The 21,615-nt window shown below is 51.9% G+C and carries 25 protein-coding genes and 1 tRNA gene; 1 reads left to right on the top strand and 25 read right to left on the bottom strand.

The features are described from left to right. Window positions 1-14: 14 nt before the first annotated feature. The 18 genes from JOD24_RS13370 to JOD24_RS13285 all read right to left on the bottom strand — a co-directional run bounded on the left by JOD24_RS13370 (window position 15) and on the right by JOD24_RS13285 (window position 14,121). A complete protein-coding gene (locus tag JOD24_RS13370) occupies window positions 15-1,532 on the bottom strand; it encodes an anthranilate synthase component I family protein (protein ID WP_429247076.1) in 1,518 nt (505 codons plus the stop codon). Window positions 1,533-1,750: 218 nt separating this feature from the next. Next, window positions 1,751-2,116 carry a chorismate mutase gene (gene aroH, locus JOD24_RS13365; RefSeq protein ID WP_429247075.1) on the bottom strand — a complete coding sequence of 122 codons (366 nt, stop codon included), beginning with the start codon at window positions 2,114-2,116 and terminating at the stop codon, window positions 1,751-1,753. After that, window positions 2,113-3,216: a 3-dehydroquinate synthase gene (gene aroB, locus JOD24_RS13360; RefSeq protein ID WP_429247074.1), complete on the bottom strand. Its 1,104-nt coding sequence runs from the start codon at window positions 3,214-3,216 to the stop codon at window positions 2,113-2,115. The genes aroH and aroB overlap by 4 nt, the downstream gene beginning before the upstream one ends. Continuing rightward, on the bottom strand, window positions 3,213-4,376 hold the full coding sequence (aroC, locus tag JOD24_RS13355; protein ID WP_380166034.1) for a chorismate synthase: 1,164 nt from the start codon (window positions 4,374-4,376) through the stop codon (window positions 3,213-3,215). Before aroC ends, aroB begins: the two co-directional genes overlap by 4 nt. A gap of 224 nt (window positions 4,377-4,600) precedes the next feature. After that, the gene (gene yunB / locus JOD24_RS13350; RefSeq protein WP_380166036.1) at window positions 4,601-5,302 is read right to left on the bottom strand and encodes a sporulation protein YunB; all 702 of its coding nucleotides are present in this window, start codon (window positions 5,300-5,302) and stop codon (window positions 4,601-4,603) included. Between the two features lie 163 nt (window positions 5,303-5,465). After that, window positions 5,466-5,912 (bottom strand): nucleoside-diphosphate kinase, encoded by a 447-nt coding sequence (gene ndk, locus JOD24_RS13345; RefSeq protein ID WP_380166038.1) that lies wholly within the window; start codon window positions 5,910-5,912, stop codon window positions 5,466-5,468. Window positions 5,913-6,020: 108 nt separating this feature from the next. Then, window positions 6,021-6,992 (bottom strand): polyprenyl synthetase family protein, encoded by a 972-nt coding sequence (locus JOD24_RS13340; RefSeq protein WP_380166040.1) that lies wholly within the window; start codon window positions 6,990-6,992, stop codon window positions 6,021-6,023. A 65-nt stretch (window positions 6,993-7,057) separates the two neighbouring features. After that, complete coding sequence (locus JOD24_RS13335) at window positions 7,058-7,792, bottom strand: demethylmenaquinone methyltransferase (RefSeq protein ID WP_380166042.1); 735 nt, start codon at window positions 7,790-7,792, stop codon at window positions 7,058-7,060. A gap of 4 nt (window positions 7,793-7,796) precedes the next feature. Next, a complete protein-coding gene (locus JOD24_RS13330; RefSeq protein ID WP_380166180.1) occupies window positions 7,797-8,549 on the bottom strand; it encodes a heptaprenyl diphosphate synthase component 1 in 753 nt (250 codons plus the stop codon). A 129-nt stretch (window positions 8,550-8,678) separates the two neighbouring features. Continuing rightward, window positions 8,679-9,170 carry a hypothetical protein gene (locus JOD24_RS13325; RefSeq protein WP_429247073.1) on the bottom strand — a complete coding sequence of 164 codons (492 nt, stop codon included), beginning with the start codon at window positions 9,168-9,170 and terminating at the stop codon, window positions 8,679-8,681. Between the two features lie 196 nt (window positions 9,171-9,366). Beyond that, a complete protein-coding gene (gene mtrB / locus JOD24_RS13320) occupies window positions 9,367-9,594 on the bottom strand; it encodes a trp RNA-binding attenuation protein MtrB (protein ID WP_380166046.1) in 228 nt (75 codons plus the stop codon). Window positions 9,595-9,663: 69 nt separating this feature from the next. Further along, window positions 9,664-9,740, bottom strand: a tRNA-Pro gene (locus JOD24_RS13315). A gap of 103 nt (window positions 9,741-9,843) precedes the next feature. After that, complete coding sequence (gene folE, locus JOD24_RS13310) at window positions 9,844-10,413, bottom strand: GTP cyclohydrolase I FolE (RefSeq protein WP_429247072.1); 570 nt, start codon at window positions 10,411-10,413, stop codon at window positions 9,844-9,846. Window positions 10,414-10,634: 221 nt separating this feature from the next. Further along, the gene (locus JOD24_RS13305) at window positions 10,635-10,910 is read right to left on the bottom strand and encodes an HU family DNA-binding protein (RefSeq protein WP_380166050.1); all 276 of its coding nucleotides are present in this window, start codon (window positions 10,908-10,910) and stop codon (window positions 10,635-10,637) included. A gap of 445 nt (window positions 10,911-11,355) precedes the next feature. Next, a complete protein-coding gene (gene spoIVA / locus JOD24_RS13300; protein WP_380166052.1) occupies window positions 11,356-12,834 on the bottom strand; it encodes a stage IV sporulation protein A in 1,479 nt (492 codons plus the stop codon). 161 nt (window positions 12,835-12,995) lie between these two features. Continuing rightward, window positions 12,996-13,157 carry a hypothetical protein gene (locus JOD24_RS13295; RefSeq protein ID WP_380166054.1) on the bottom strand — a complete coding sequence of 54 codons (162 nt, stop codon included), beginning with the start codon at window positions 13,155-13,157 and terminating at the stop codon, window positions 12,996-12,998. Between the two features lie 61 nt (window positions 13,158-13,218). Continuing rightward, window positions 13,219-13,932, bottom strand: a complete 714-nt coding sequence (locus JOD24_RS13290) for a hypothetical protein (RefSeq protein ID WP_380166056.1) — start codon at window positions 13,930-13,932, stop codon at window positions 13,219-13,221. Between the two features lie 24 nt (window positions 13,933-13,956). Next, window positions 13,957-14,121 (bottom strand): hypothetical protein, encoded by a 165-nt coding sequence (locus JOD24_RS13285; protein ID WP_380166058.1) that lies wholly within the window; start codon window positions 14,119-14,121, stop codon window positions 13,957-13,959. Window positions 14,122-14,264: 143 nt separating this feature from the next. Between JOD24_RS13285 and JOD24_RS13280 the strand changes: the two genes are divergently transcribed. After that, the gene (locus tag JOD24_RS13280; protein ID WP_380166060.1) at window positions 14,265-14,783 is read left to right on the top strand and encodes a hypothetical protein; all 519 of its coding nucleotides are present in this window, start codon (window positions 14,265-14,267) and stop codon (window positions 14,781-14,783) included. A gap of 157 nt (window positions 14,784-14,940) precedes the next feature. On the opposite strand, the gene JOD24_RS13275 is transcribed toward JOD24_RS13280, so the two are convergent. The 7 genes from JOD24_RS13275 to cmk form a co-directional block, all read right to left on the bottom strand. Further along, window positions 14,941-15,981, bottom strand: coding sequence for an NAD(P)H-dependent glycerol-3-phosphate dehydrogenase (locus JOD24_RS13275; protein ID WP_380166062.1), 1,041 nt, complete (start codon window positions 15,979-15,981; stop codon window positions 14,941-14,943). 18 nt (window positions 15,982-15,999) lie between these two features. Continuing rightward, entirely contained in the window at window positions 16,000-16,605 is a 606-nt protein-coding gene (gene plsY / locus JOD24_RS13270) for a glycerol-3-phosphate 1-O-acyltransferase PlsY (protein WP_380166064.1), read from the bottom strand. A gap of 19 nt (window positions 16,606-16,624) precedes the next feature. Further along, window positions 16,625-17,947, bottom strand: coding sequence for a ribosome biogenesis GTPase Der (der, locus tag JOD24_RS13265; RefSeq protein ID WP_380166182.1), 1,323 nt, complete (start codon window positions 17,945-17,947; stop codon window positions 16,625-16,627). 236 nt (window positions 17,948-18,183) lie between these two features. Beyond that, window positions 18,184-18,861: a YphA family membrane protein gene (locus JOD24_RS13260; protein ID WP_380166066.1), complete on the bottom strand. Its 678-nt coding sequence runs from the start codon at window positions 18,859-18,861 to the stop codon at window positions 18,184-18,186. Between the two features lie 34 nt (window positions 18,862-18,895). Further along, the gene (gene rpsA / locus JOD24_RS13255) at window positions 18,896-20,044 is read right to left on the bottom strand and encodes a 30S ribosomal protein S1 (RefSeq protein ID WP_380166068.1); all 1,149 of its coding nucleotides are present in this window, start codon (window positions 20,042-20,044) and stop codon (window positions 18,896-18,898) included. A 215-nt stretch (window positions 20,045-20,259) separates the two neighbouring features. Further along, window positions 20,260-20,868: a lysophospholipid acyltransferase family protein gene (locus JOD24_RS13250; protein ID WP_380166070.1), complete on the bottom strand. Its 609-nt coding sequence runs from the start codon at window positions 20,866-20,868 to the stop codon at window positions 20,260-20,262. Further along, window positions 20,861-21,541, bottom strand: coding sequence for a (d)CMP kinase (cmk, locus tag JOD24_RS13245; RefSeq protein WP_380166072.1), 681 nt, complete (start codon window positions 21,539-21,541; stop codon window positions 20,861-20,863). Before cmk ends, JOD24_RS13250 begins: the two co-directional genes overlap by 8 nt. Between the last annotated feature and the right edge of the window lie 74 nt (window positions 21,542-21,615).

Genomic DNA, 21,615 nt, shown 5'->3' with positions numbered 1-21,615 from the left:
GCTCCGCTCTCCTTTCATCTCCCCATGGGTTTGAATAATCCTTCCGTCAAAGCCAAGGCACGGATCAGTCCTCGGGCTTTGTTCCTGGACTCCTCGTACTCTCTTTCTGGAACCGAACCGTCAACCACTCCGGCGCCCGCCTGAATCAAAGCAGAATCCTTCTGAAAATGGATCGTCCGGATGGTAATGCAGCTATCCAGACTGCCATTAAAAGAAAAATACCCGATCGCTCCAGCATAAACGCCCCGACTCTCCTCTTCCAGTTCGGCGATCTTTGCCAGCGCCCGGTTTTTAGGCGCGCCGGAAACCGTTCCCGCAGGGAAACAAGCCTGAAATCCTTCCAGAGGGTCCACGCCTTCTCTCAGCTCCCCTGTAACATGAGAGACCAAATGCATCACATGGGAGTAGCGTTCCACCGTCATCGCTTCCGTCACCTGCACGGAGCCGGATTTCGAGACTTTCCCCAGATCCTGCCGACTCAGATCCACCAGCATGTCATGCTCCGCCCGTTCTTTCTCATCCTTTAGCAATTCGGCGGCCAGAGCCGCATCCTCTGCCTCATCTCTCCCCCGGGGACGGGTGCCGGCGATGGGTCGTGTCTCAATTTTTCCGTCACTTACCCGAACCAATAATTCCGGAGAAGCCCCTACCACTGCCTCATCACCCAGGGTGAGACAATACATATACGGGGAGGGATTGAGCAGACGCAACACGCGATACACCTCGGGAGCCGGAGGAGGATTCCTCCACTCCCACCGCTGGGAGGGAACCACTTGAAAAAGATCCCCCTGTCGAATCGCTTCCAAGCCCCGTAGCACTCGGTCGCAGTACTCTTCTTTGCTTAGATTGGAAATCATGGGATCGCGATCGAAATCCACCTCTCCCACGGCTTCCGCAATCGGCAATGGTGTAAAGGAAGGTTCCCTGGATAATACCTCTTCCATCCATCGATCCAGCTCAGCCAATGTTTCCTCATAAGCACGATCAAGCATCTCCGGCGTCATTTCAGGATTCACGTGCAGATGGATCACCCAGATCCACTCTTGCCGCAGATGGTCCACAATGATCAACCGGTCACAAAACATCAGATGAAGATCCCTGGAGCGAGGAGGTTCCTTGCGGAGAAGGGTCGGCTCCTGAAGAGCCACCGCATCATATCCCACATACCCTACCGCCCCACCCAAAAAAGGCGGATAACCCAAATACCGTGGAGAACGGTACTTTTGCAAAAGTTCTTTCACCACTTGGAAGGGATCCTCGGTGGCAAATGTTCGTTCTCTGCCCTTTTCTGTGATCGTGACTTGATGGCCCGTGCTTTGAAACACCAGCAAAGGATCCGCTCCAATAAATGAATAGCGACCCCTTCGCCCCTTATTTTCAGCACTTTCCAACAAAAAGGAATAGGGTCGTTCCCCTAACCGCCGGTGCAGGCTGATCGGTGTCTCCAAATCGGCAAATACCGTTTTACAAATAGGAATGGTGGAAAAACGAGGGGCATAGGCCCTCACTTCATCCAGTGTGGGGGTATACATAATCAGGCTCCCTCCTTGGGATTGAGACCCATCGGAGCCAGAGGAAAAAGGAGAAAATAAAAAGACCGAAGCACAGTGGCTCCGGTCGGGGTCCGTACACTCCCGCTCAGCTCTCCTCTGCTCATCTCGTCTCATCTATTCTAATACTCATCTCTGCTCTCGGCTTAATCCTACTTTACTGAAGAGAAGGATTCATGTCAACCACAAAAATCCGTCTATTATTCCACCAAATCTGGGCGCAATTGCCGGGCTTCTCGCAGATAGACGTGCTGGATCCCAGAAGCATCCTCATCGGAGTTCGCAAGGATCAGCAGACGGATGCATTTTTGCAAAGCACCGGGGACATCCACCTCAGTAGCACACATCAACGGGACCTCTTTCCACCCGGGGATCGTCCGGATCCCCCGAGCGGGAAACGTGGCATTTAAATCGGGACTCATCGTGGCAAACACACTGGCGATATCCGCCGGGCGGACTCCGTTTTTCTCGGTCATCTCACCCAACAGTTCTCGGGTGGCATTCAGAATCGCTTCCGATTCATTGGCGGAAACCGTCGTCGCCCCTCGGATTCCACGCAGGCTCACCCTTCTCCACCCCCTCTCAACCGATCGAGAGCTCGTCGGATCACCGATTCCTCCACCCCGCCGATCCGATCCACACAGCCGACCTCCCGAGGAAGTATAAAGGTAAGCCTTCCTTGTTTTACCTTCTTATCCCGGCGCATTCTCTCCAGGAGTTCCTCATCTGCGATCTCCAGGGTGAGACGCGTAGGAAGGCCAAAAGAGGATAACAGACGAGCCGTCCGCTCTGACACAGGGGGACAAAGCCCCAGCTCTTCCGCCAACATGGCTTCACCCACCATACCGATTGCCACCGCTTCCCCGTGCGTCAGCACCCCGTATCCTGCTGTCGCTTCCAAAGCATGGCCGATGGTGTGACCATAATTGAGAATCGCCCGCAATCCGGCTTCCTTCTCATCCTGGGAGACCACTTCCCCTTTGACGGCACACCCCCTCCAAATCGCTTCCGAAACCGAATCCGGTTCCAGTCGTCTCAAGGAGTCCACTCTCTCCTCCAGCCAGCAGACAAAATCCGCATCCCGGATGAGGGCGTGTTTCACCACTTCAGCGTAGCCAGAAGCCACCTCCCGCTCCGGCAACGTATTCAATGTATTCACATCGAATACCACCATCGAGGGTTGATGAAAGGCGCCGATCATATTTTTTCCAAGAGGATGGTTCACCCCCACTTTCCCCCCCACACTACTGTCATGGGCCAAAAGGGTGGTCGGCAACTGGATGAAGGGGATGCCTCGCATATAGGAAGCGGCCAAAAAACCCGCCAAATCCCCCACCACTCCGCCGCCTAGTGCCAGAATGGCACTGGAACGATCCAAGCCGGCCTGGAGACAATCTCCTACCATCTCTTCCAGCTGGGACAGTTTTTTGGAACCCTCCCCCGCCGGTACCGTGAGACAGCTCGCCTGAAAGCCATGATCCTTCAACCCCTGGATGACGTACTCACCATAAAGAGGGCCCACCTGATCATCTGTCACCAACATCAACCGGCGCTCCCTGTTCCAGCCGATCTCTTGCAATAAATCCGGCAGGCAACCGTGCAAACCAGCCCCGATATGAATGGGATAGCTTCCTTCCCGGGTCTGAACCTGCAGTGTTTTTATCAAAACTTGCGAGCCTCCTCCCGACGGTGCATCACTTCTCGCAGGAGATCTTCGGCTGTGTCGGAACTGAATGTCTCCAACAGAGCCTGCGCAATTTCCCAGGCGACCACATTTTCTGCAACCACGCTGGCCGCTGGCACCGCGCAGTTATCCGAACGCTCAATGCTGGCTGCAAAAGGCTCTTTGCTGTCCAGATCCACACTGCGAAGAGGTTTGTACAGCGTTGGGATCGGCTTCATCACCCCACGGACCACGATCGCCTCGCCGTTGGTCATCCCCCCCTCAAAACCACCCAGACGATTACTCCCCCGATAAAATCCCTTCTCTTCAGACCAGAGGATCTCATCATGCACCTGCGATCCTTTCAGCTTCCCGGCCTCAAAACCGATTCCAATCTCCGCCCCCTTGAAGGCATTGATGCTGACGATGGCCTGAACCAGCCGGGCATCCAGCTTCCGATCCCAGTGAACGTGACTGCCGAGGCCGACGGGGACGTTCTCCACCACCACTTCGACGACACCGCCTAGGCTGTCCCCCTCCTGCTTGGCCTCATCGATACAGCGGATCATCTCTTTTTCCGCCTCGGGATCTAAACATCGTACCGGAGAGGCTTCCGACCTTTCCGCAATCTCCGTCGCCGTCCAGCCCGCAAGGCGACGAGTTCCCACCGAACCGATCCGAACCACATGACCCGCCAGCCGGATTCCGCAGTACTCCAGCAATTGGCGAACCACTGCTCCTACCGCCACCCGGGCGGCAGTCTCGCGGGCGCTGGAACGTTCTAAGACATCCCGCATGTCCCGATGCTTGTATTTGATGGCTCCATTCAGATCCGCATGTCCTGGGCGAGGGCGTGATACCCGACGTTTGGCCGCTTTCTCTTCCTCCGGATGGACCCCCATAATCTCCGTCCATTTTTTCCAATCCTTATTTTCAATAGCCAGGGTCACCGGAGCACCGGTGGTCTTACCAAAACGAATTCCGGAGAGAATCTGGGTCTCATCCGATTCAATCTGCATCCGCCGGCCCCGACCATACCCCTTCTGGCGCCGAACCAATTGCTGATCCACCTTCTCTTTGGAAAAGGGCATTTGGCTAGGCAAGCCCTCGATAATCAATGTTAGTTGGGGACCATGGGACTCCCCTGCCGTCAAGTATCGCATACCGATCCCGTCCTCTCCTGCTGTTGCTGTTTCTGTTTTGGCCGCTTCACTGCATTTGCGTAAAGTTAGCAGTATGATAACACAGGAGCCGATCGGGAAAAAGGGCGATCTGGACAAATCGCTCATTAGAGGAAATGAGGTTTGTTAAACAAACCTGTCTGAGTAATTTGGAAGCATCCCCTCCCGATGGTCAACCCTCCGCAAATCCGAAGGATTCATAGGCGCTATTTTCCCGGCACGGGAACGACCGGGAGGGGCCCCTCCACCCCTTTCCCTTTGCCATCATTGTTATAGTAAAAATAGTTGTCGGGAACCTCTCCAGGAAGGATGATCGAGTGAAAGGGGTATGTGTAATCGATCTGGACCTCCCCATCGTGATTCGCCGGAATCACAATATCCATCTCATTTGCGACTTTTAAATAGAGCGTCACTTGGACCGTGTTAATCCCTTTTGCCTCCATTTTAGGGACCAATTCAACTTTCGTGGCACCCTTGGGCCAGATTTTCAACGGAATTTCGGGCCCCACCTCAGTAAACAGGCTACTTTGAAAAATCGCTCCCAAGGGAATCCCAAAATTTTTCCGTCCCAATTCTTTTAGCTCGCCCTCAATCTTTTCACTTGCAATTGCATAAACCTTTGCCGAGATTTCCGGACTCACATCGACATATTCCAGGTCTCCCCCATCCGACTTTTTGAGCATCATCAGTTTTTCCAGATCAGAGCCTACATCTTTCCGTGTTTCATCAATCCCATGGGTTACCGCTTCCTGAGAGATATTTTTCACCCTGGCTTTCGCCAGTTTCATCAACGTCGACTCCGCTTGTTGATTCAACAGATAAACCACGCCAAAAAGAAGCAAGAGTGCAGCGAGCAGGATCCAGTGACGTTTTTTCCGCGGACCACGAAGGCGCTTGTACTTAAACACATTTTCACCCCATTACCTTCATGGATCTGAAGCAGTGAATGCTCGACTGGTTTCATCTTATGTCCCAATTCCAGATCCAAGACCCACCGGAATAAACCTCTGCTGGATGGCAAAATACAAAAACCGCCGGCTGATGAAATACAGCCGGCGGCCTGAAGTCAGATCAGTAGATCCAACGATGGATAGATTTGTCATAGGAAGAGAGTTCATCGCTCCCAAACCAGAGTTGGATCTCCCGCTGGGCGCTTTCCCCTGAATCGGAACCATGGACGATATTTTTGCCCACGGTCAAACCGAAGTCGCCGCGAATCGTCCCCGGTACCGCCTCGGAGGGCTTAGTTTTTCCCATCATGTGACGGGCAGTGGCGATCACATCCTCACCAGCCCATACCATGGCGAACACCGGGCCGGAGGTGATAAAGTCAACCAACTCCCCAAAAAAAGGCCTTTCCTTATGTTCAGCATAATGCTCCTCGGCCAGTTCCCGGGAGACGGTCATCAGTTTCCCGCCCACCATCTGAAATCCTTTCCTTTCAAAGCGGGCAACGATTTCCCCCACCAATCCCCGTTGAACCCCGTCGGGTTTCACCATGATAAAAGTTTGTTCCATATTAACCTGCCTCCATCTCACTATGTAGAAAAGCGGACACGGATCATTGACACGGACAGACCCGAAAACCCACCGAAATTTTAACAAAAAGAGAAAGGTAAATCAAACTTAATAAGAACGACCTGCCACAAACTCGGCGATCAACCGCAGAGATTCACGGGTCTCTCCTGCAGGCAACCCCTCCAACACCTGGAGGGCTTTATCCAAATACCGACGGGCCAAGTCTTCTGCGTAAGGGATTCCATCAGATTGACGGACCTGCTGGAGAATCTCAGGCAGCGCCTGTTCATCCCCTTGGTTGTGAAGATATTGGAGAATCCGTTCTCGATCCTCCTCTGGACCCTTTTTCAATATATAGATCACTGGCAGTGTGATATTTCCCTGACGAAGATCACTACCGGCGGGCTTGCCCAGTATCTGTTCATCTCCCGTCAGATCCAGAATGTCATCGGTAATTTGAAATGCCATACCGACAAAATATCCATACAGACGCAGACGGCGAACCTCATCTGGTGCCGCCCCGCTGACCCGCGCTCCCAATTCGCAACTGACAGACATCAACAAGGCGGTTTTCCGCTTAATGCGATGCAGATAGCGGACAAGGGACAGATCCGTCGCAAAAAAATCCCGAATCTGTTCAATCTCCCCTCTACACATCTGATAGATTGCCGGGGACAACACCCGATGGATCTCAGGATCCTTAATCCGGCTCACGATGGCCAAGGAGCGTCCCAATATATAATCCCCGGTATACATCGCCACCCGGTTATCCCATTTTGCTTTCACTGTGGGCCGCCCCCGCCGGGTGGAGGCATCGTCAATCACATCATCATGAACCAGGGTAGCCATATGAATCAATTCCAGAGGAACCGCCACTTGTTTCAGTTTGTCCACATCGTATTCGCCAAATTTCCCTGACAACAAAACGAAAACCGGTCGCATTCGTTTGCCGCCGGCTTCCAACAAGTGGACCGCTGACTGGTTCAAATCTCGATGATCCGTCTGGATCGACTTTTCCAGCTCCTGCTCGACTTCCCGCAGATCTTGTTTCAGGCTGTTGTAGATATCCGCTAGCTTCATTCCAATTCACCCTGTTTGAAAAAGACTTGCTCTCCGGCCCAGAACCTTGCACAGCCGGGGAGAGCTCAAGATTTGACCCTCCCGATGTGCAAGGCAGCGATCCCTCCTGTCAGCGGATAAACCTCCACCCGCTCAAAACATCCCTCTTCCTCCATGATTTGCGCCAACTCCCGATAATCAGGGAATTCCATAAGGGATTCAGGAAGCCATTTGTATTGTTCGTAGCGGTTGGCAAACAGTTTGCCCAACAACGGGAGAATCCGTTGAAAATAAAAATAGTACACAAAGCGAAAGGGAGGCCATGCCGGTTTGGATAACTCCAGGGAGACCACCTGCCCTCCTGGCTTCACCACCCGTGCCATCTCCCGGATCACTTGGCGGAAATCGGGAACATTACGCAAAGCAAACCCAATGGTGGCGTGATCAAACTGCCCATCTTCCAAGGGAAGATCCATCGCATCTCCGTGAAGCAATTCCACCTGCGTCTTCAGGTTACGATCAGATACTTTCCTCTCCCCCACCTGGAGCATGTTCTGGCTGAAGTCCAGGCCAACTACCTTTCCTCCTTGGGAGGCTTCCGCCAAGGCAATCGTCCAGTCACATGTTCCACAACAAACATCGACTGCCGTCTCATGAGGGTTCACCCTCATTTTTTTCATCGCAAACTTTCTCCAGCTTTTATGACGACGAAAACTGAGGAGGGTATTCATCCGGTCATAGTCTTTGGCAATGCTCTCAAATACCTGATGAACAAACTGCGACTTGTTTTGCTTATGCTGGCTATGATCCACACCACTCAATGTTTCAACCCTCCATCACCGAAGACTCCATCCACCAATTAGGAATCGACTCCCGGATTAGATCGATCAGATCATGTCGGACTTCCAGGGGACGAATCTCTCTGACCTGTTGCAAGGTTTCCATGAATAAAGGGCGAAGTGCCTCTTCTGAAAACCGCATCCCCAATTCAGCGACCGGTCGGGGCGGGGAGGACCAAAGGATCATCAGCAATAGATTGCCCGCCAGTGGATCCCAGGGATTTTCCGGAGAATCATCATAAAAAAAACGGGATAAGTACGTCACTAATCCCCCGCAGATCTTACGCGCAGGCTGGATAAAAACAGACCAGGAAACCTGGGATTGACCCTCAAGTCCATAAAGTTCCATCTTGGCTTCGTTAATGTCTGAGATCGCTTGAGACAGCCGATGGACTCCATTGATTTCACCCTGTTCTGCTAAGTTTTTGTAGAAAAGGCTACTCATATAGTCCCCGGCCAGTACAGCCAGTTGACGGTGCCGAGTCTCCCCTGCTCCCGTCTCCCGGGCATTAGTCACAGTCTCGTGGATATCCAAACCCATCTGCAGCAGGGTTGCAGTGACACAGTACAACCGGATCCGTTCCTGGGAAATTGAAAGGGAGCGCAACATGGAATGGAGAACCCGCACGAAAGAGACCGGCACTTCCGGGCGGCGGACGTGGCGGTCCATGAAGGAATGGCGGGTCTGTCTTTCGATCTCCGTAACGATCCGATCCAATTCATTCAACAATACTGTCATCAAGACACGCCCCCCTGCTGAAACTATCCAACCCCATCCTGCTTGACTACCGACTCCATGGCCTAATAATACCAAAGTTTCACCGACCTGGCGAGAGGGAAGGAGTTTTCCGGCTGAAGCGGTTCACACTCATTCGCCCCAGGGTCCTGTCAAACGAAACATCCGTCTCAGATACTCCTCCGCCGTCCATCCCTTCGCCCTTTTCATTTCCTGGTCAGTGGCCAAATCGGATCGGGTCGCATATACAGTCAGCAAAGGTTCGTCCTTCTCAAGGACAGACAATGTGACTGCTTCCACATTATTCGTGTGAACCAGCGCACCCCGAATCATGTGGAGAATTCCCTGATAGACAGATGCTCGGGAAGCACCTGCTCTCTTCAATTGCAATTGAAGATCTCCCCCCTCCAGATCCGCACGGATCACACGGAGGCCTTCCGGTTGTTCCGAAAGAAAATCTGCCAAGGTCTCTTCTGTGAGCACCTGGGGTTGGGTCGAACCGAAAGCGGGAACTCCTTCCCCTTTCCCAGCCTTTCCTTCTAAAGCGGGTAAGAGCGATAACAATGACACTGCCATCAAGGAAATAAACACCGATACAAACAGCCGTCGGGCCAGACCATTCAATACAGGCTTCCTCCTTCCACCGTTTGTCATCATTGTATGGTGGCAGGAGGAGAACATGCCTGAAGAAATGAGAACGCAGTAACAGTCCGGTGATGTTTAAGAAGAAAAGATAGTACCTCCAGTTGAAAACGAAGATCGGTCCGTCCCAAAAACTTGTTAAAAACTGTGGAGAGAGAATTTGGTAAATCGACTCACCCTAATCCTCCACCTCTGTATCCACCGTTCCAAAGGGGGTGATCACCAAGGCCTTGCCTCGGACTTTGACAGCTGAGGTATGTTCAGTGAACTGAGCCACCATCACTTCCCCCTTGTCCAACTTCTCAGAGTGGTGAAAACGGGTGTCTTTTCCCCGGGTCAGACCGATCACATTGACTCCGCTTTCCTTCGCTTTGACTACAAAAAAATCTCCGCTTTGTCCCGCCATGGAAATCCTCCTTTCAAATGGACCAACATAACGGAAAAGACCCTCCATGCTTGGAGAGCCTTTTGGTTCTGGTCGGGCTAGCCGGATTTGAACCGACGACCTCTTGCGCCCCATGCAAGCGCGCTACCAAGCTGCGCCATAGCCCGACATATTCCCGGATGTGGTCGCTTGTTCATCTCAAAGCGACAATACCTATTGTATCTGCGTGAGGAATACCTGTCAAGGGTTTATGTCGGGTTTTTTAATATTTTATTTTCCAAATCCAATCAGACTGAAAGCCTCGGCGCGAGCGGCAGAATTTTTTTCAAATATTCCCCTGACAGCAGAAGTTACGGTCCGGGAACCGGGCTTTTTAATCCCTCGCATGGTCATACACATATGTTCCGCCTCCACCACTACGATCACTCCATGGGGTTCGAGGCTTCTCTCCAGGGAATCCGCAACAGTATAAGTGATCCGCTCCTGCAATTGAGGGCGACGGGCCACAGTATCCACAGCACGGGCCAATTTGCTCAAACCTGTAACCCGGCCGCTTTTGGGAATATAGCCAACATGGGCTTTCCCAAAAAAAGGAACCAAATGATGTTCACATAAGGAAAAGAAGGGAACATCCTTCACCAACACCAGTTCTTCATGGTCTTCACCGAAAACCGTGGAAAAATACTCATCTGGATCTTCCCCCATTCCGGAAAAGATCTCTTCATACATCCTGGCCACCCGTGCCGGTGTCTCCTTCAAACCCTCGCGGTCGGGATCTTCTCCTACTGCTTCCAGGATCATCTTCACTGCCTGCTGAATCTTTTCATGATCCACTCCCATAGACTGTGTCTCCTCCCTCTTGCGCTGCTTTCTTCAGTTGAAAGCGCGGGGTCCACTCAGAAACTTCACGACTTGGATTCTTCCACAGATAAAAAACAAAGGCCCCGAAGGGCCTGTGGGCACAAATCGTGGAAAGGCTTCCCTTCCACACCCATCTTTGTATCGGATCCGTGGCTTCGCCTCGATCACCTTGGGTGAGGAGTATGTACCCGTCCTTACGCTTAGTGGTTCACATCGTCCTTCAACGCCTTACCCGGTTTAAATGCGGGCACTTTGCTGGCGGGGATGTCGATTTCCTTGCCGGTCTGCGGGTTGCGGCCTTTACGCGCAGCACGTTCACGCACTTCAAAATTCCCAAACCCGATCAGTTGAACCTTCTCCCCTGTCTTCAATGCTTCCGTGATCGTGTCGAGGACGGCGTCCACGGCTTGAGTCGCATCTTTCTTGGTGATGTTCGTTTTTTCGGCAACTTGAGAAATCAGTTCTGTCTTGTTCACAACCCTCACCTCCTCTCCGGATGGGTTGGTTTAACTTCAATGTTTCACTGTTCCCCTCCGACTTATGCAGTCTCCCGAGGCATCCGAAGGGACAAACCTATAGTAATATAGAAAACTGGTGAATATCAAGTGTTTGAAGCATCCTCGCCTTAAAAAAAAAGAAATTCGGCTTTTTTCCTTGTGCGATATAAATAAAAATATCCTCTGCGGCAGCCCAGATCGTTCCAGACGGACTGCCGTGAGGGTATCTAAAAACGACTCATCATTCATCAGCGACTCTCCCCTCCATGAACATAGAAAAAAGCGGGGAGGGGGTAGGAATGCGATACCCTTGCCATCCATAAGGCATAGACCTCACGTGGATCGCTGTGCCCACTTGGCAAGAGCTCGGAAGCCACCCACCTGCTTTCCCACCTGTTCTTGAAGAGGCATTGGAACCGATCTTTTACAAGATGATGGCGATGAGCCCGCCTGAACCTTCATTGATAATCCTTTCCAGAGTTTCCTGTAGTTTATAACGGGCATTCTCCGGCATCATAGACAACTTCGCCTGGATTCCTTCCCGTACGATAGAATGAAGGGATCTACCAAAAATATCCGACTCCCAAATACTCAAAGGATCTGATTCAAAATCCCGCATCAGATAATTGACCAGTTCCTCACTCTGCCGCTCCGACCCGATAATCGGCGCAAACTCCGAATGGACATTCACCCGGATCATATGGATGGAGGGTGCAGAGGCTTTCAAGCGAACGCCATAGCGGGGCCCCTGTTTAATCAACTCCGGCTCATCCAGCGCCATCTCTTCCAATGTGGGGGCTGCCACTCCATATCCCGTCGTCCGAACCATCTGAATCGCATCGGACACTTTGTCGTACTCTCGTTTCGCCTTGGAGAATTCCTGCATCAGCTGGAGCAGATGATCTCTCCCTTGAATCGAGACCCCCACCACCTCAGTCAGGATCCGATCGTACAATTCATCCGATGCATATAGATCGATCTCTGCAATCCCCTGCCCCATATCCATCCCAGAAAGGGCTGCCTGTTCAATAAATTCATAATCAGTAAACTGTCCTACCACTTGATCCACATCCCGCAAACGGCGAATATCCTGAACCGTCTCCCGGACTGCGGTTTCAAAATCTTTGCGTAGCCAATGGTCCTCGTCCAAAACCATAACCCAACTGGGTAAGTTGACATTCACTTCATGGACCGGGAATTCATATAGGACTTCCTTGAGGACAGCGTAAACCTCTTCTTCCCCCATGGTGGCCACACTGACGGCCAGTACGGGAATATCGTATTTTTCCACCAGATCTTCCCGTAATTCCTGTACCTCTTCACTGTATGGACGGGTGGAGTTCAGAACCAGAATGAAGGGCTTTCCAACTTCCTTCATCTCTTCGACGATCCGTTCCTCCACCTCTTCATAGTCCTGACGCGGAATATCCGTGATGGAACCGTCGGTGGTCACCACGACACCCAGGGTGGAATGTTCCTGGATCACTTTTCGAGTGCCGACCTCCGCCGCCTCCTGGAAAGGAATCGGCTCATCATACCACGGAGTATTGATCATGCGAGGGCCCGCTTCATCTTCATACCCTCGAGCCCCGCTGATCGCATATCCGACACAGTCCACCAATCGGACATTAATGTCGATTCCTTCAGTAACATGCAATTGGACCGCTTGATTGGGAACAAACTTGGGCTCGATCGTGGTGATCGTCTTCCCAGCCCCACTCTGTGGTAACTCATCAGTGGCCCGGGCTCGGTCCGCCTCCTCACTGATATTGGGGATCACCACTTGTTCCATGAATCGCTTGATAAAGGTGGACTTTCCGGTGCGCACCGCACCGACTACACCCAGGTAAATATCGCCCCCCGTTCGTTCCGCAATATCTTTGAAGATATCGACCTTCTTCACGAAAACCCCTCCCTCGAAAGTTCCGACTCCCACGGACGTGCTGTCGGCGCGAAGGCGAACCGCCTCCTTTATCATGCTCCGATGGATTTGGACACTATAAATATATGAGGAGAGGGGCTGGTTATGAACCTTCCCAGAGAAAAAACCGAAGGACTGTCCAATCAGACAGTCCTTCTGGAAGCCCGTTCTTTTTCATCTGATGAATTCTTGCGACCTATCATCCGGACCCGAAAACCGGCCACCTTGACTGCGGAAAGCCTCCCCAGCAAAAAAGTCGCCGGAATGACAAACAAGTGTAATAGAAGATTTTCCCATATCCCCAAAAGAGATCCCCCCGCTTTCTTTTTGCAGACTTGTCCATTTCATATGTGCGGGGGGCTCCATTTATTCTTCCTCCATGACAGGTTCCCCGTTCTCCCATTTCATCGGCAGGGAGTGGGCGGGGACAAACAATGAATCCTTGTACAAAATTTCTCTGAGATCTTGCCCTTTAGCCGGCTTGGAGTCGGACTCTTCCAACAACCTCATCACATCTTTCCGATAATCCACATACACCTGACCCTCACTGTCCAGCACCGGAGTAAGAGTGAACTCTGAATGGTAAGGACTTGGAAGGGTGACTGGATCGATCTTCAAGACCTGATAATCCACATCATAGATCCCTTTTCCCTGCTGGTCTCCCTTGGGCAACTTTTCGTTCCGTTCCTTGTAAGTATCTACCCGCCCCTGCAACTCCCGCAACTTCTCCGTCACTCGCAGATCCAGTACACGCACCTGTGGTTTTTTAGCTCCGGGGTCTACAACAACAAATACAAAGTGGCCCCCTTTTTGAAAGGAGTTGGACGGAGTGCTGGGAAGGTAAGCACTCATTTTGGAAAAATCGAGAATATACTTCTGATACAGCGTGGGGCCCTGGGGAGGCTTCAGAGGCAAGACATTATTATGTTCTTTCCTGTATTGGTCTAAAGCTACCTGTACCTCTTGTACTTCCCGAGGCAAATCCTCTGCGATCTTCTGATCAAACTCATCGGTCCGCATGCAACCAGTCAGCAGGATCAACACTGCCAACAACCCAGCCGATACCCATTTCCATCGCATCTGGCTCCCTCCCCTCTGTGGTGATCACATCAACGCCCGAAATCCGAAAAGAAAAGCCGGGATCAGGAGTAGCACAGCGAAAACAGAAAACAATATCCGGACCCATCCTGTACCCAATTGACGGGTCCATGAAATCGTGAAATTAGCGATCAACAGTAGCAAAATACTGACCATGGCATCCAAGTCCATCATCTTCCTTCTTCAGACGTATATTCAAATACCAGTATAGCAAATCCACAGGCGCCCACCAATCTACCGGGCTTCCGTCCAATCCCTTCCTGGACATTGGCATAGGATAGAGAGACAAAAGCCCGAAGTGGAGGAGATCTTCCATGCCAAAAAAAGCCACGCGCACCAACCGGCCTTACAGACCTCCCCAGCGTCGCCGACCTCGGCCACAAAAACGTCTTCCCCCCCGGGAACCCCAGTCAGATGCCGTCTCAGACAGCCTGAGCAAATGGATCAACGGGTTTTATACTTTCCGAACCACCCTAAAAGACTTCAGCGAATCCTTGCAACGGATGGAGAAGATCATGGATAACGCTTATCAGATGTTTGAAATGGCCACCCAATTTGCAAATCAAAAACAACCCCACCGAGGACGGCCTCCCTTACGCCTGGTACAACCGAGACGACAGGAGGAGGACGAAGAAGAAATTCCACGTCTCAACCTCCCCCCACCAGATGGAGATACGGATTCTGTCGACACCTCATCTCATCCATTCCAGAATTTCGATTTCACCCAGCTACTCAAAATCCTTCAACTTCCCTTTGTTAGACAGTTGATGTCCGACTTGATACAGGCGGGCCCCAGAGAGAAGGGAACACCCCGCAAACGGAAACAGGGGTGACGCCTGTGGGCGCACCCCTGTTTTTCCGGTTTGGTCGCCCAAGCATCCCCTGGTCCCTATTCCCCCTAGCAAGAGCCTCTATTCTTGCACAACAGCCAAACCGGATGTATTACAACGTATGTAAGAATGTGACACTTTGCAACGAGTCCCGGATACATTAGGCGGTCGGGCCTGGCGAACCCTGTATCATCTCTTCCATCTCATCCGTCTTTCCGCGAGCCATCAAATCTTCCACTGCCTTACGGGGGGATTTGCCTTCAAAGAGGACCGCATAAAGTTCCTGCGTAATCGGCATCTCCACTTGGTATTTTGCAGCAAGCTCCTGGGCCACCTGGGTGGTTTTAATCCCTTCCACCACCATCCCCATCTGTTGGAGTACCTCTTCCAGCGCCAGGCCTTGGCTGAGCAGATAACCTGCCCGCCAGTTTCGGCTGTGACGGCTCGTGCAGGTGACCACCAAATCACCCACCCCTGACAATCCAGCAAAGGTGATCGGTTTGGCTCCCATCGCCATACCCAGGCGTGCCATTTCCGCCAGTCCACGGGTGATCAACGCCGCTTTGGCATTATCCCCAAAATTCAGCCCATCAGAAATTCCCGAACCCAAAGCGATGATATTTTTCAAGGAGCCACCCACCTCTGTTCCAATCACATCGGGATGGGTGTAGACCCGCAGATAAGAGTTGATCAATAATCCCTGCGCCTCTTCCGCAACGGAAGGATGTTTGGATGCCACCACCACAGTCGTTGGAGATTTCCGGATCACCTCCTCTGCGTGACTCGGACCGGATAATACTCCAATCCGTTCCGCGGCCATGGGCAACTCCTCCTCCAACACCACCGACATGCGCTTCAGCGAACCCAGTTCAAACCCCTTGGCCGCATGTAGCACCAGAGTACCTTTTCCCAACCGAGGAGCCAGGTTCCGGGCCACCTCCCTCATCGATTGGGAGGGGACTCCCATCAGCACCAGATCCTTTCCGGCCACCGCCTCCTCCAAAGAATCCGTGGCCTGAAGCGTCTCCGGCAACCGGATATCCGGCAGATACCAGCTGTTGCAGTGATCCTGGGTGATCTCTTCGGCCAACTCCCTTCTGCGAGCCCACAGCTTCACATCGAGACCATTATCAACCAATACCGAAGCGAGAACAGTCCCCCAACTGCCTGCACCCAGTACAGCCGCACTCCTTTTCGCCATAAAGCCCTTCCCTCCGCTCTAACTCCGTTGTTCTTTGGTTGACCCCAGTTTACTCTCCGTTCCTTTGAAAAGACGTCTGATATTGGTGCTATGTCGGATAAAAGCCATCAGAGTAATCACCAGGCTAAGATACACATAGGAAGTGGGATAATCCAAAAAAGCGATCATCAAAGGCAAACCAGCAGCAAAAACCAAAGAGCCGAGGGATACATAGCGGGTAAGAAGGATAACAATAATGGCTACCACACCCGTGATCAAAGCTGCTGCCAAAGTGAGCAGAGCTGTGACACCGATCGTGGTCGCAATCCCTTTCCCTCCCCGAAAACCGAGAAAGACAGGCCAATTATGCCCGATAATCGCAGCCACCCCTGCCGCCATCATTAACGTCGCATCACCAGACACGGTTGCAGCCAGTTGCACCGCAGCCATTCCTTTTAAAGCGTCTAGGACAAAAACGGCAATAGCAGGCCCTTTACCTACCACCCGTAACATATTGGTCGCACCGGCATTACCACTGCCATGCCGTCGGATGTCGACCCCCTTCATAAAACGGGTGATCCAATAGCTGAAACTGATCGAACCGATTAAATATGAGACAAGCAAAACCCATATAGATGTCCCCATCCTTTTCCTCCTCTCGTATTTATCTCTCCTTGTTCTTTTTGCGCAGCAGAATCCGGATCGGGGTCCCAATAAAACCAAAAGCCTCGCGCAACTGGTTTCCCAAATAGCGTTGATAAGTAAAGTGAACCCGTTCCGGATCGTTGACAAACAGCACAAAAACCGGTGGCTTTACAGAAACCTGTGTTCCGTAATAGATCCGGGTCCGCTTTCCGTTCACTGTGGGGGGTGGAGTCGACATCACCGCATCTTGCAAAACTTGATTGAGAACGGATGTGGAAACGCGCAAGGCATGCTGCTCCGCCACTTCTTTTACCACCGGCAGGATTTTCGTCACCCGTTGACCGGTTTTTGCTGAAGCGAACAGGATCGGAGCATAATCCATAAAAGCAAATTCCTGACGAATCTCTCGGATCATCCGATTCATCGTTCGATCATCCTTATCCACCGCATCCCATTTGTTTACAACAAAAACAGCCCCTCTTCCCGCATCGTGAGCGATCCCAGCCACGCGCTTATCCTGTTCAGTCACCCCTTCGGTCCCGTCTAACAGGATTAAGACCACATCGGAGCGTTCAATCGCTCTCAAAGCTCTCAGAACACTGTATTTTTCTGTAGTCTCGTATACCTTGCCCCGCTTTCGCATCCCTGCCGTGTCAATAATGACATAATCCTGCCCTTCATGGGCGAAAGGCGTATCGACGGCATCCCGGGTGGTCCCTGCCACAGAACTTACGATCACCCGCTCCTCTCCGAGAATCCGATTGACCAGAGAGGATTTCCCTACATTGGGACGGCCAATCATGGAGACTCGGATCGTATCACTGTCATACTCCTCTTCTTCCCGCTCCGGTAAACGATTCACCACCGCATCCAACAAATCCCCGGTTCCTGATCCGTGTAGTGAAGAGATCCCGATCGGTTCATCAAAACCGAGCTGATAAAATTCATATACGTTTTCATGGTGTTTGACATCATCCAGTTTGTTGACGCCCAGAACCACCGGTTTGTTGGAACGATGTAAAATCCGGGACACCTCTTCATCAGTGGCGGTCACCCCATCGTGCCCATCCACCATAAACAGAATCACATCCGCCTCTTCGATGGCCAATTCAGCCTGCTGGCGAATATGTTCCACCACCTCATCTTGTTTTCCAAACTCCAACCCCCCGGTGTCGATCACGTGAAAATCACGTCCCGACCAATCCCCACGGGTATAAATCCGATCCCGGGTGATCCCTGGTTTATCCTCCACAATCGCAATCCGTTCTCCGGCGATCCGGTTGAACAATGTTGACTTTCCCACATTGGGACGGCCTACGATGGCCACGACTGGCAAACTCATTTGTCCGAATTCCTCTCCTCCGTATTCCACCAGATCCTCCACACATATGACTCGTTCCAGGCGGATCCAACCAGTATGATTTTACCACAGAAGGACTTTTTTCGCCCACACCACGACAAGGGTGTCAACAAGGAAGGGTTGGGGGTTATCTCCATCCCGACAAACTCAGCCTGGGCTAGTTTACAAGGTTTCTACAGGAGATGCTCCCTCCCCTTCAGCCGATGGGATATTTTCATTTAACCTCCGCGGGGCCTTTTGACAAGTTGGCGAATCCTAGCTGACATATCACGGGTAACATAATGCAAGATCAGAAGGGCAGTCCAAGTAAACCAAAAAACGTCCAAAGTTGACGGCATACCAAAAACAGCTGGGTTCAATTCCTTCCGGTGCAGAATTAAGGACATCCACTCGGCCAACCATAATCCCCCCGCAGCCACGATCAAGCGGAGATGGAGCTGACGGAAGGTGAGAAGTGCCATGCCGGTAGCAGCCCCGACACCTAAGATCCGAAACCCGTTTTCATTGAAGGCCGGACCCCACCAGTACAATTCACGAAGAAAAAACAGAATGGAAGCGGCTAGGAAAATAGCAGGAAACAAATGGATCAACTGAACCCGCTTGATTTTGATCAATCGGATCAGAAAGAGCAACAACAGTAACATCCCGCCCTGAATTTTCACAGCTTCCCCGATGGGAACCTCCACCCGCAACAATGCGGTTGCTGCTAACAATCCCAAGACCAGCCCCTGCCTGCTCCATTTCAACTCCTGCTCCAACCCCGAAAACCATCCTGTCTGGATCCATACCGCTATCGAAATGGACAATAGCAATGCAAATGTACCGTCAACCACGAACAACTCCTCCGAATAAACCCGTTTCCCCGTAGTATGTCTGTTTTCTTCTCCCTTCAGCAAAAAAGCCTCCGGACTTGGCCGGAGGCTTTTGTAATTATTTCAAGCGGCGGAGTTGATCACCGAAAACGTCACCCAAGGTCACGTTCATCCCGCTGTTATTACGATCCAGATTTTTTAGTTCCTCGCGGGTTTCTTCCTGTTCCACCTCTTTGATGCTGAGGCTGATTCGTTTTTGTTCCGGTTGCATATCCAGCACTTTTACTCGGACTTCCTGTCCTTCCTCCAACTCCTCAGAAGGAGTTGCGATATGGCGGCGGGAAATCTGGGAAATATGAACCAGCCCCTCCACTCCCTGGTATACTTCCACAAAAGCACCGAAGGAGACTAGCCGCTTCACTGTACCTGTCACGATGTCCCCAGTCTGAATCTCTTCAGACACTTTCTCCCAGGGACCTGGCTGGGTCTCTTTGATGCTGAGGCTGATGCGTTCGTTATCTTGATCCACTTTGAGAACTTTCACCTGAACCTGATCCCCTTCGGAAAGCACTTCAGAAGGATGTTCCACCCGGTTCCATGCCAGCTCGGAAACGTGGACCAGCCCGTCAACACCTCCGATATCCACGAAGGCACCGAAGTCGGTCAAACGTTGAACGGTCCCTTCCATCACTTGCCCCGGTTGCAGACTGGCCAAGGTTTCTTGTTTCCGCTGGTCGGCCTCTTCATCCAGAACCGCCTTGCGGGAAAGAATCAACTTGTTCTTAGCCGGATCGATTTCGATCACTTTGAGAGATAGCTTGCGTCCCTTATAATCGGAAAAATCTTCGACGTAGTGGCGCTCCACCAAGGAGGCGGGAATAAATCCGCGAACTCCGAGATCTACGACCAAACCGCCTTTGACCACATCGGCAACTTCCGCTTCCAGCGTTTCGCCGCTCTCAAATTTTTGTTGTAATTCTTCCCAGGCACGATCCGAATCCACCGCTTTTTTGGAAAGAACCAGCTTGTCTTCCTCATCATTGATCCGGATCACCTTCACTTCCACCTCGTCCCCTTCAGATAGGACGTCGGAAGCTTTATCCACATGCAGACTGGACAATTCCGAAATCGGGATCACACCGTCAAACTTATAGTTGACATCCACCAGCACCTGATGATCTTCTACCTTGGTTACTTTCCCTTTGACGATATCTCCGCGGTTCAACGGAGCCACCTCTGCCATTTCTGATTTCATTTCTTCCACCATGACGACAACCTCCTCATTTACCTGCCAATAAATAACCTGATTTATGATCTCTCCGGAAGCGGAGAGATGAACAATGAAATTAAGAAAACCAGCCCCTTAATTTCATTAATCCTGTGATTGATTGATTCCGGGGGAGACCACCACATCGATTCCGATCTAGTGTCTCTGCCCCTTACAAAGAGGGCTATGGAAATCAGGTAAAACCAATAACACCTTTACGGCCGCTCCCGGCGGTTTTCTTTGAGGAGAGAATCAATCTCTCCCATGATCCGATGGGTTACTTCTTTCAAGGATCCTGATGTCCGTTTTTGTCCCTGGTACTCACTCAGATCCAAGGGTGGACCGAAAACGATCGTCACCTTTCGGAACAGCCGATACGGGCCGATAATCGCTGCCGGAACCACTTGCCCTTCTCCTTTTAAAGCGATGAATGAAGCTCCGGCGTGGGCTTCCCCGAGTTCCCCTGTCTTGGAACGAGTCCCTTCGGGAAATACCCCCACAACTCCCCCTTGTTTCAAAATCGACAAAGCTTTCTTTACCGCCCTTTTGTCTGCGGTATCACGTTGCACCGGAAAAGCCCCGAAGTTCCGGATCAGAAAGGAAAGAACGGGAACTCGAAATAACTCTTCTTTAGCCATGAACCGGACCGGACGACGCATGGCCGAACCGACGAGGGGCGGATCCAGATTGCTGATATGGTTGCAACAGACCACCACCCCTCCTTGATCCGGGACATGCTCCAGACCGCGAACTTCCCAGCGATAGAAAACTGCAAAAAAGAGGCGAAAAAACCCCCGGAAGAATTTATACAGCAACTCACTCACCGCCGCTCACCCGGGATTGACAAAGGGTGAGGATGGATTGGACGACTTCATCGATCGACAGCCCTGTAGTGTCCAAGTGGACCGCATCCTCAGCCGGTCGCAAAGGCGAATGTTCCCGGTTTCGGTCCTTCTCGTCCCGGTTCCGAATCTCTTCCCTGAGCTGTTCAGGGTCAACTTCAAACCCCTTTTGCATCAACTCCTGGTAGCGACGCTGGGCCCGTTCTTCAATGGAGGCAGTCAAGAAAACCTTTACATCGGCATCTGGCATCACTTGCGTACCGATATCCCGGCCATCCATCACCACCCCTCCTTGACGGGCCATCGCCCGCTGTTTATCGGTCAATCCCTTTCGAACCCCCACGTGGCCGGCAATCCGGGAGACTTGGGATGTGACTTCGGGAGTCCGAATCGCCTCCGTCACCTTTTCCCCATCCACCCAAACATCGACTCCACCCTTTCCGGCTGTCAGTCGCAAGTCCGTGTCCCGGGCCAGTCGGGAGGCCAAAATTTCATCTTCTGGATTTTCATTATCTCTCAATATTTTCCAAGTGATCGCTCGGTACATAGCGCCGGTATCCACATAGGTTAACCCGAGCTCCGCCGCCACCCTTCGTGCCACAGTGCTCTTACCTGCACCGGCGGGACCATCGATCGCTACAGATAAACGACTCATGCCAGACCTCCTGACAAAAACATAAAGAGCAGGGCATGGCTCTGCTCAGCGGATGAACGGTATTTGATTCATCT

The organism is Kroppenstedtia sanguinis, assembly GCF_050433445.1.
In the GTDB taxonomy this organism is placed as follows: Bacteria; Bacillota; Bacilli; order Thermoactinomycetales; family DSM-45169; genus Kroppenstedtia; species Kroppenstedtia sanguinis.
Note: the sequence above shows the minus strand (reverse complement) of the source record. Positions and strands in the feature narration are given on the sequence as shown.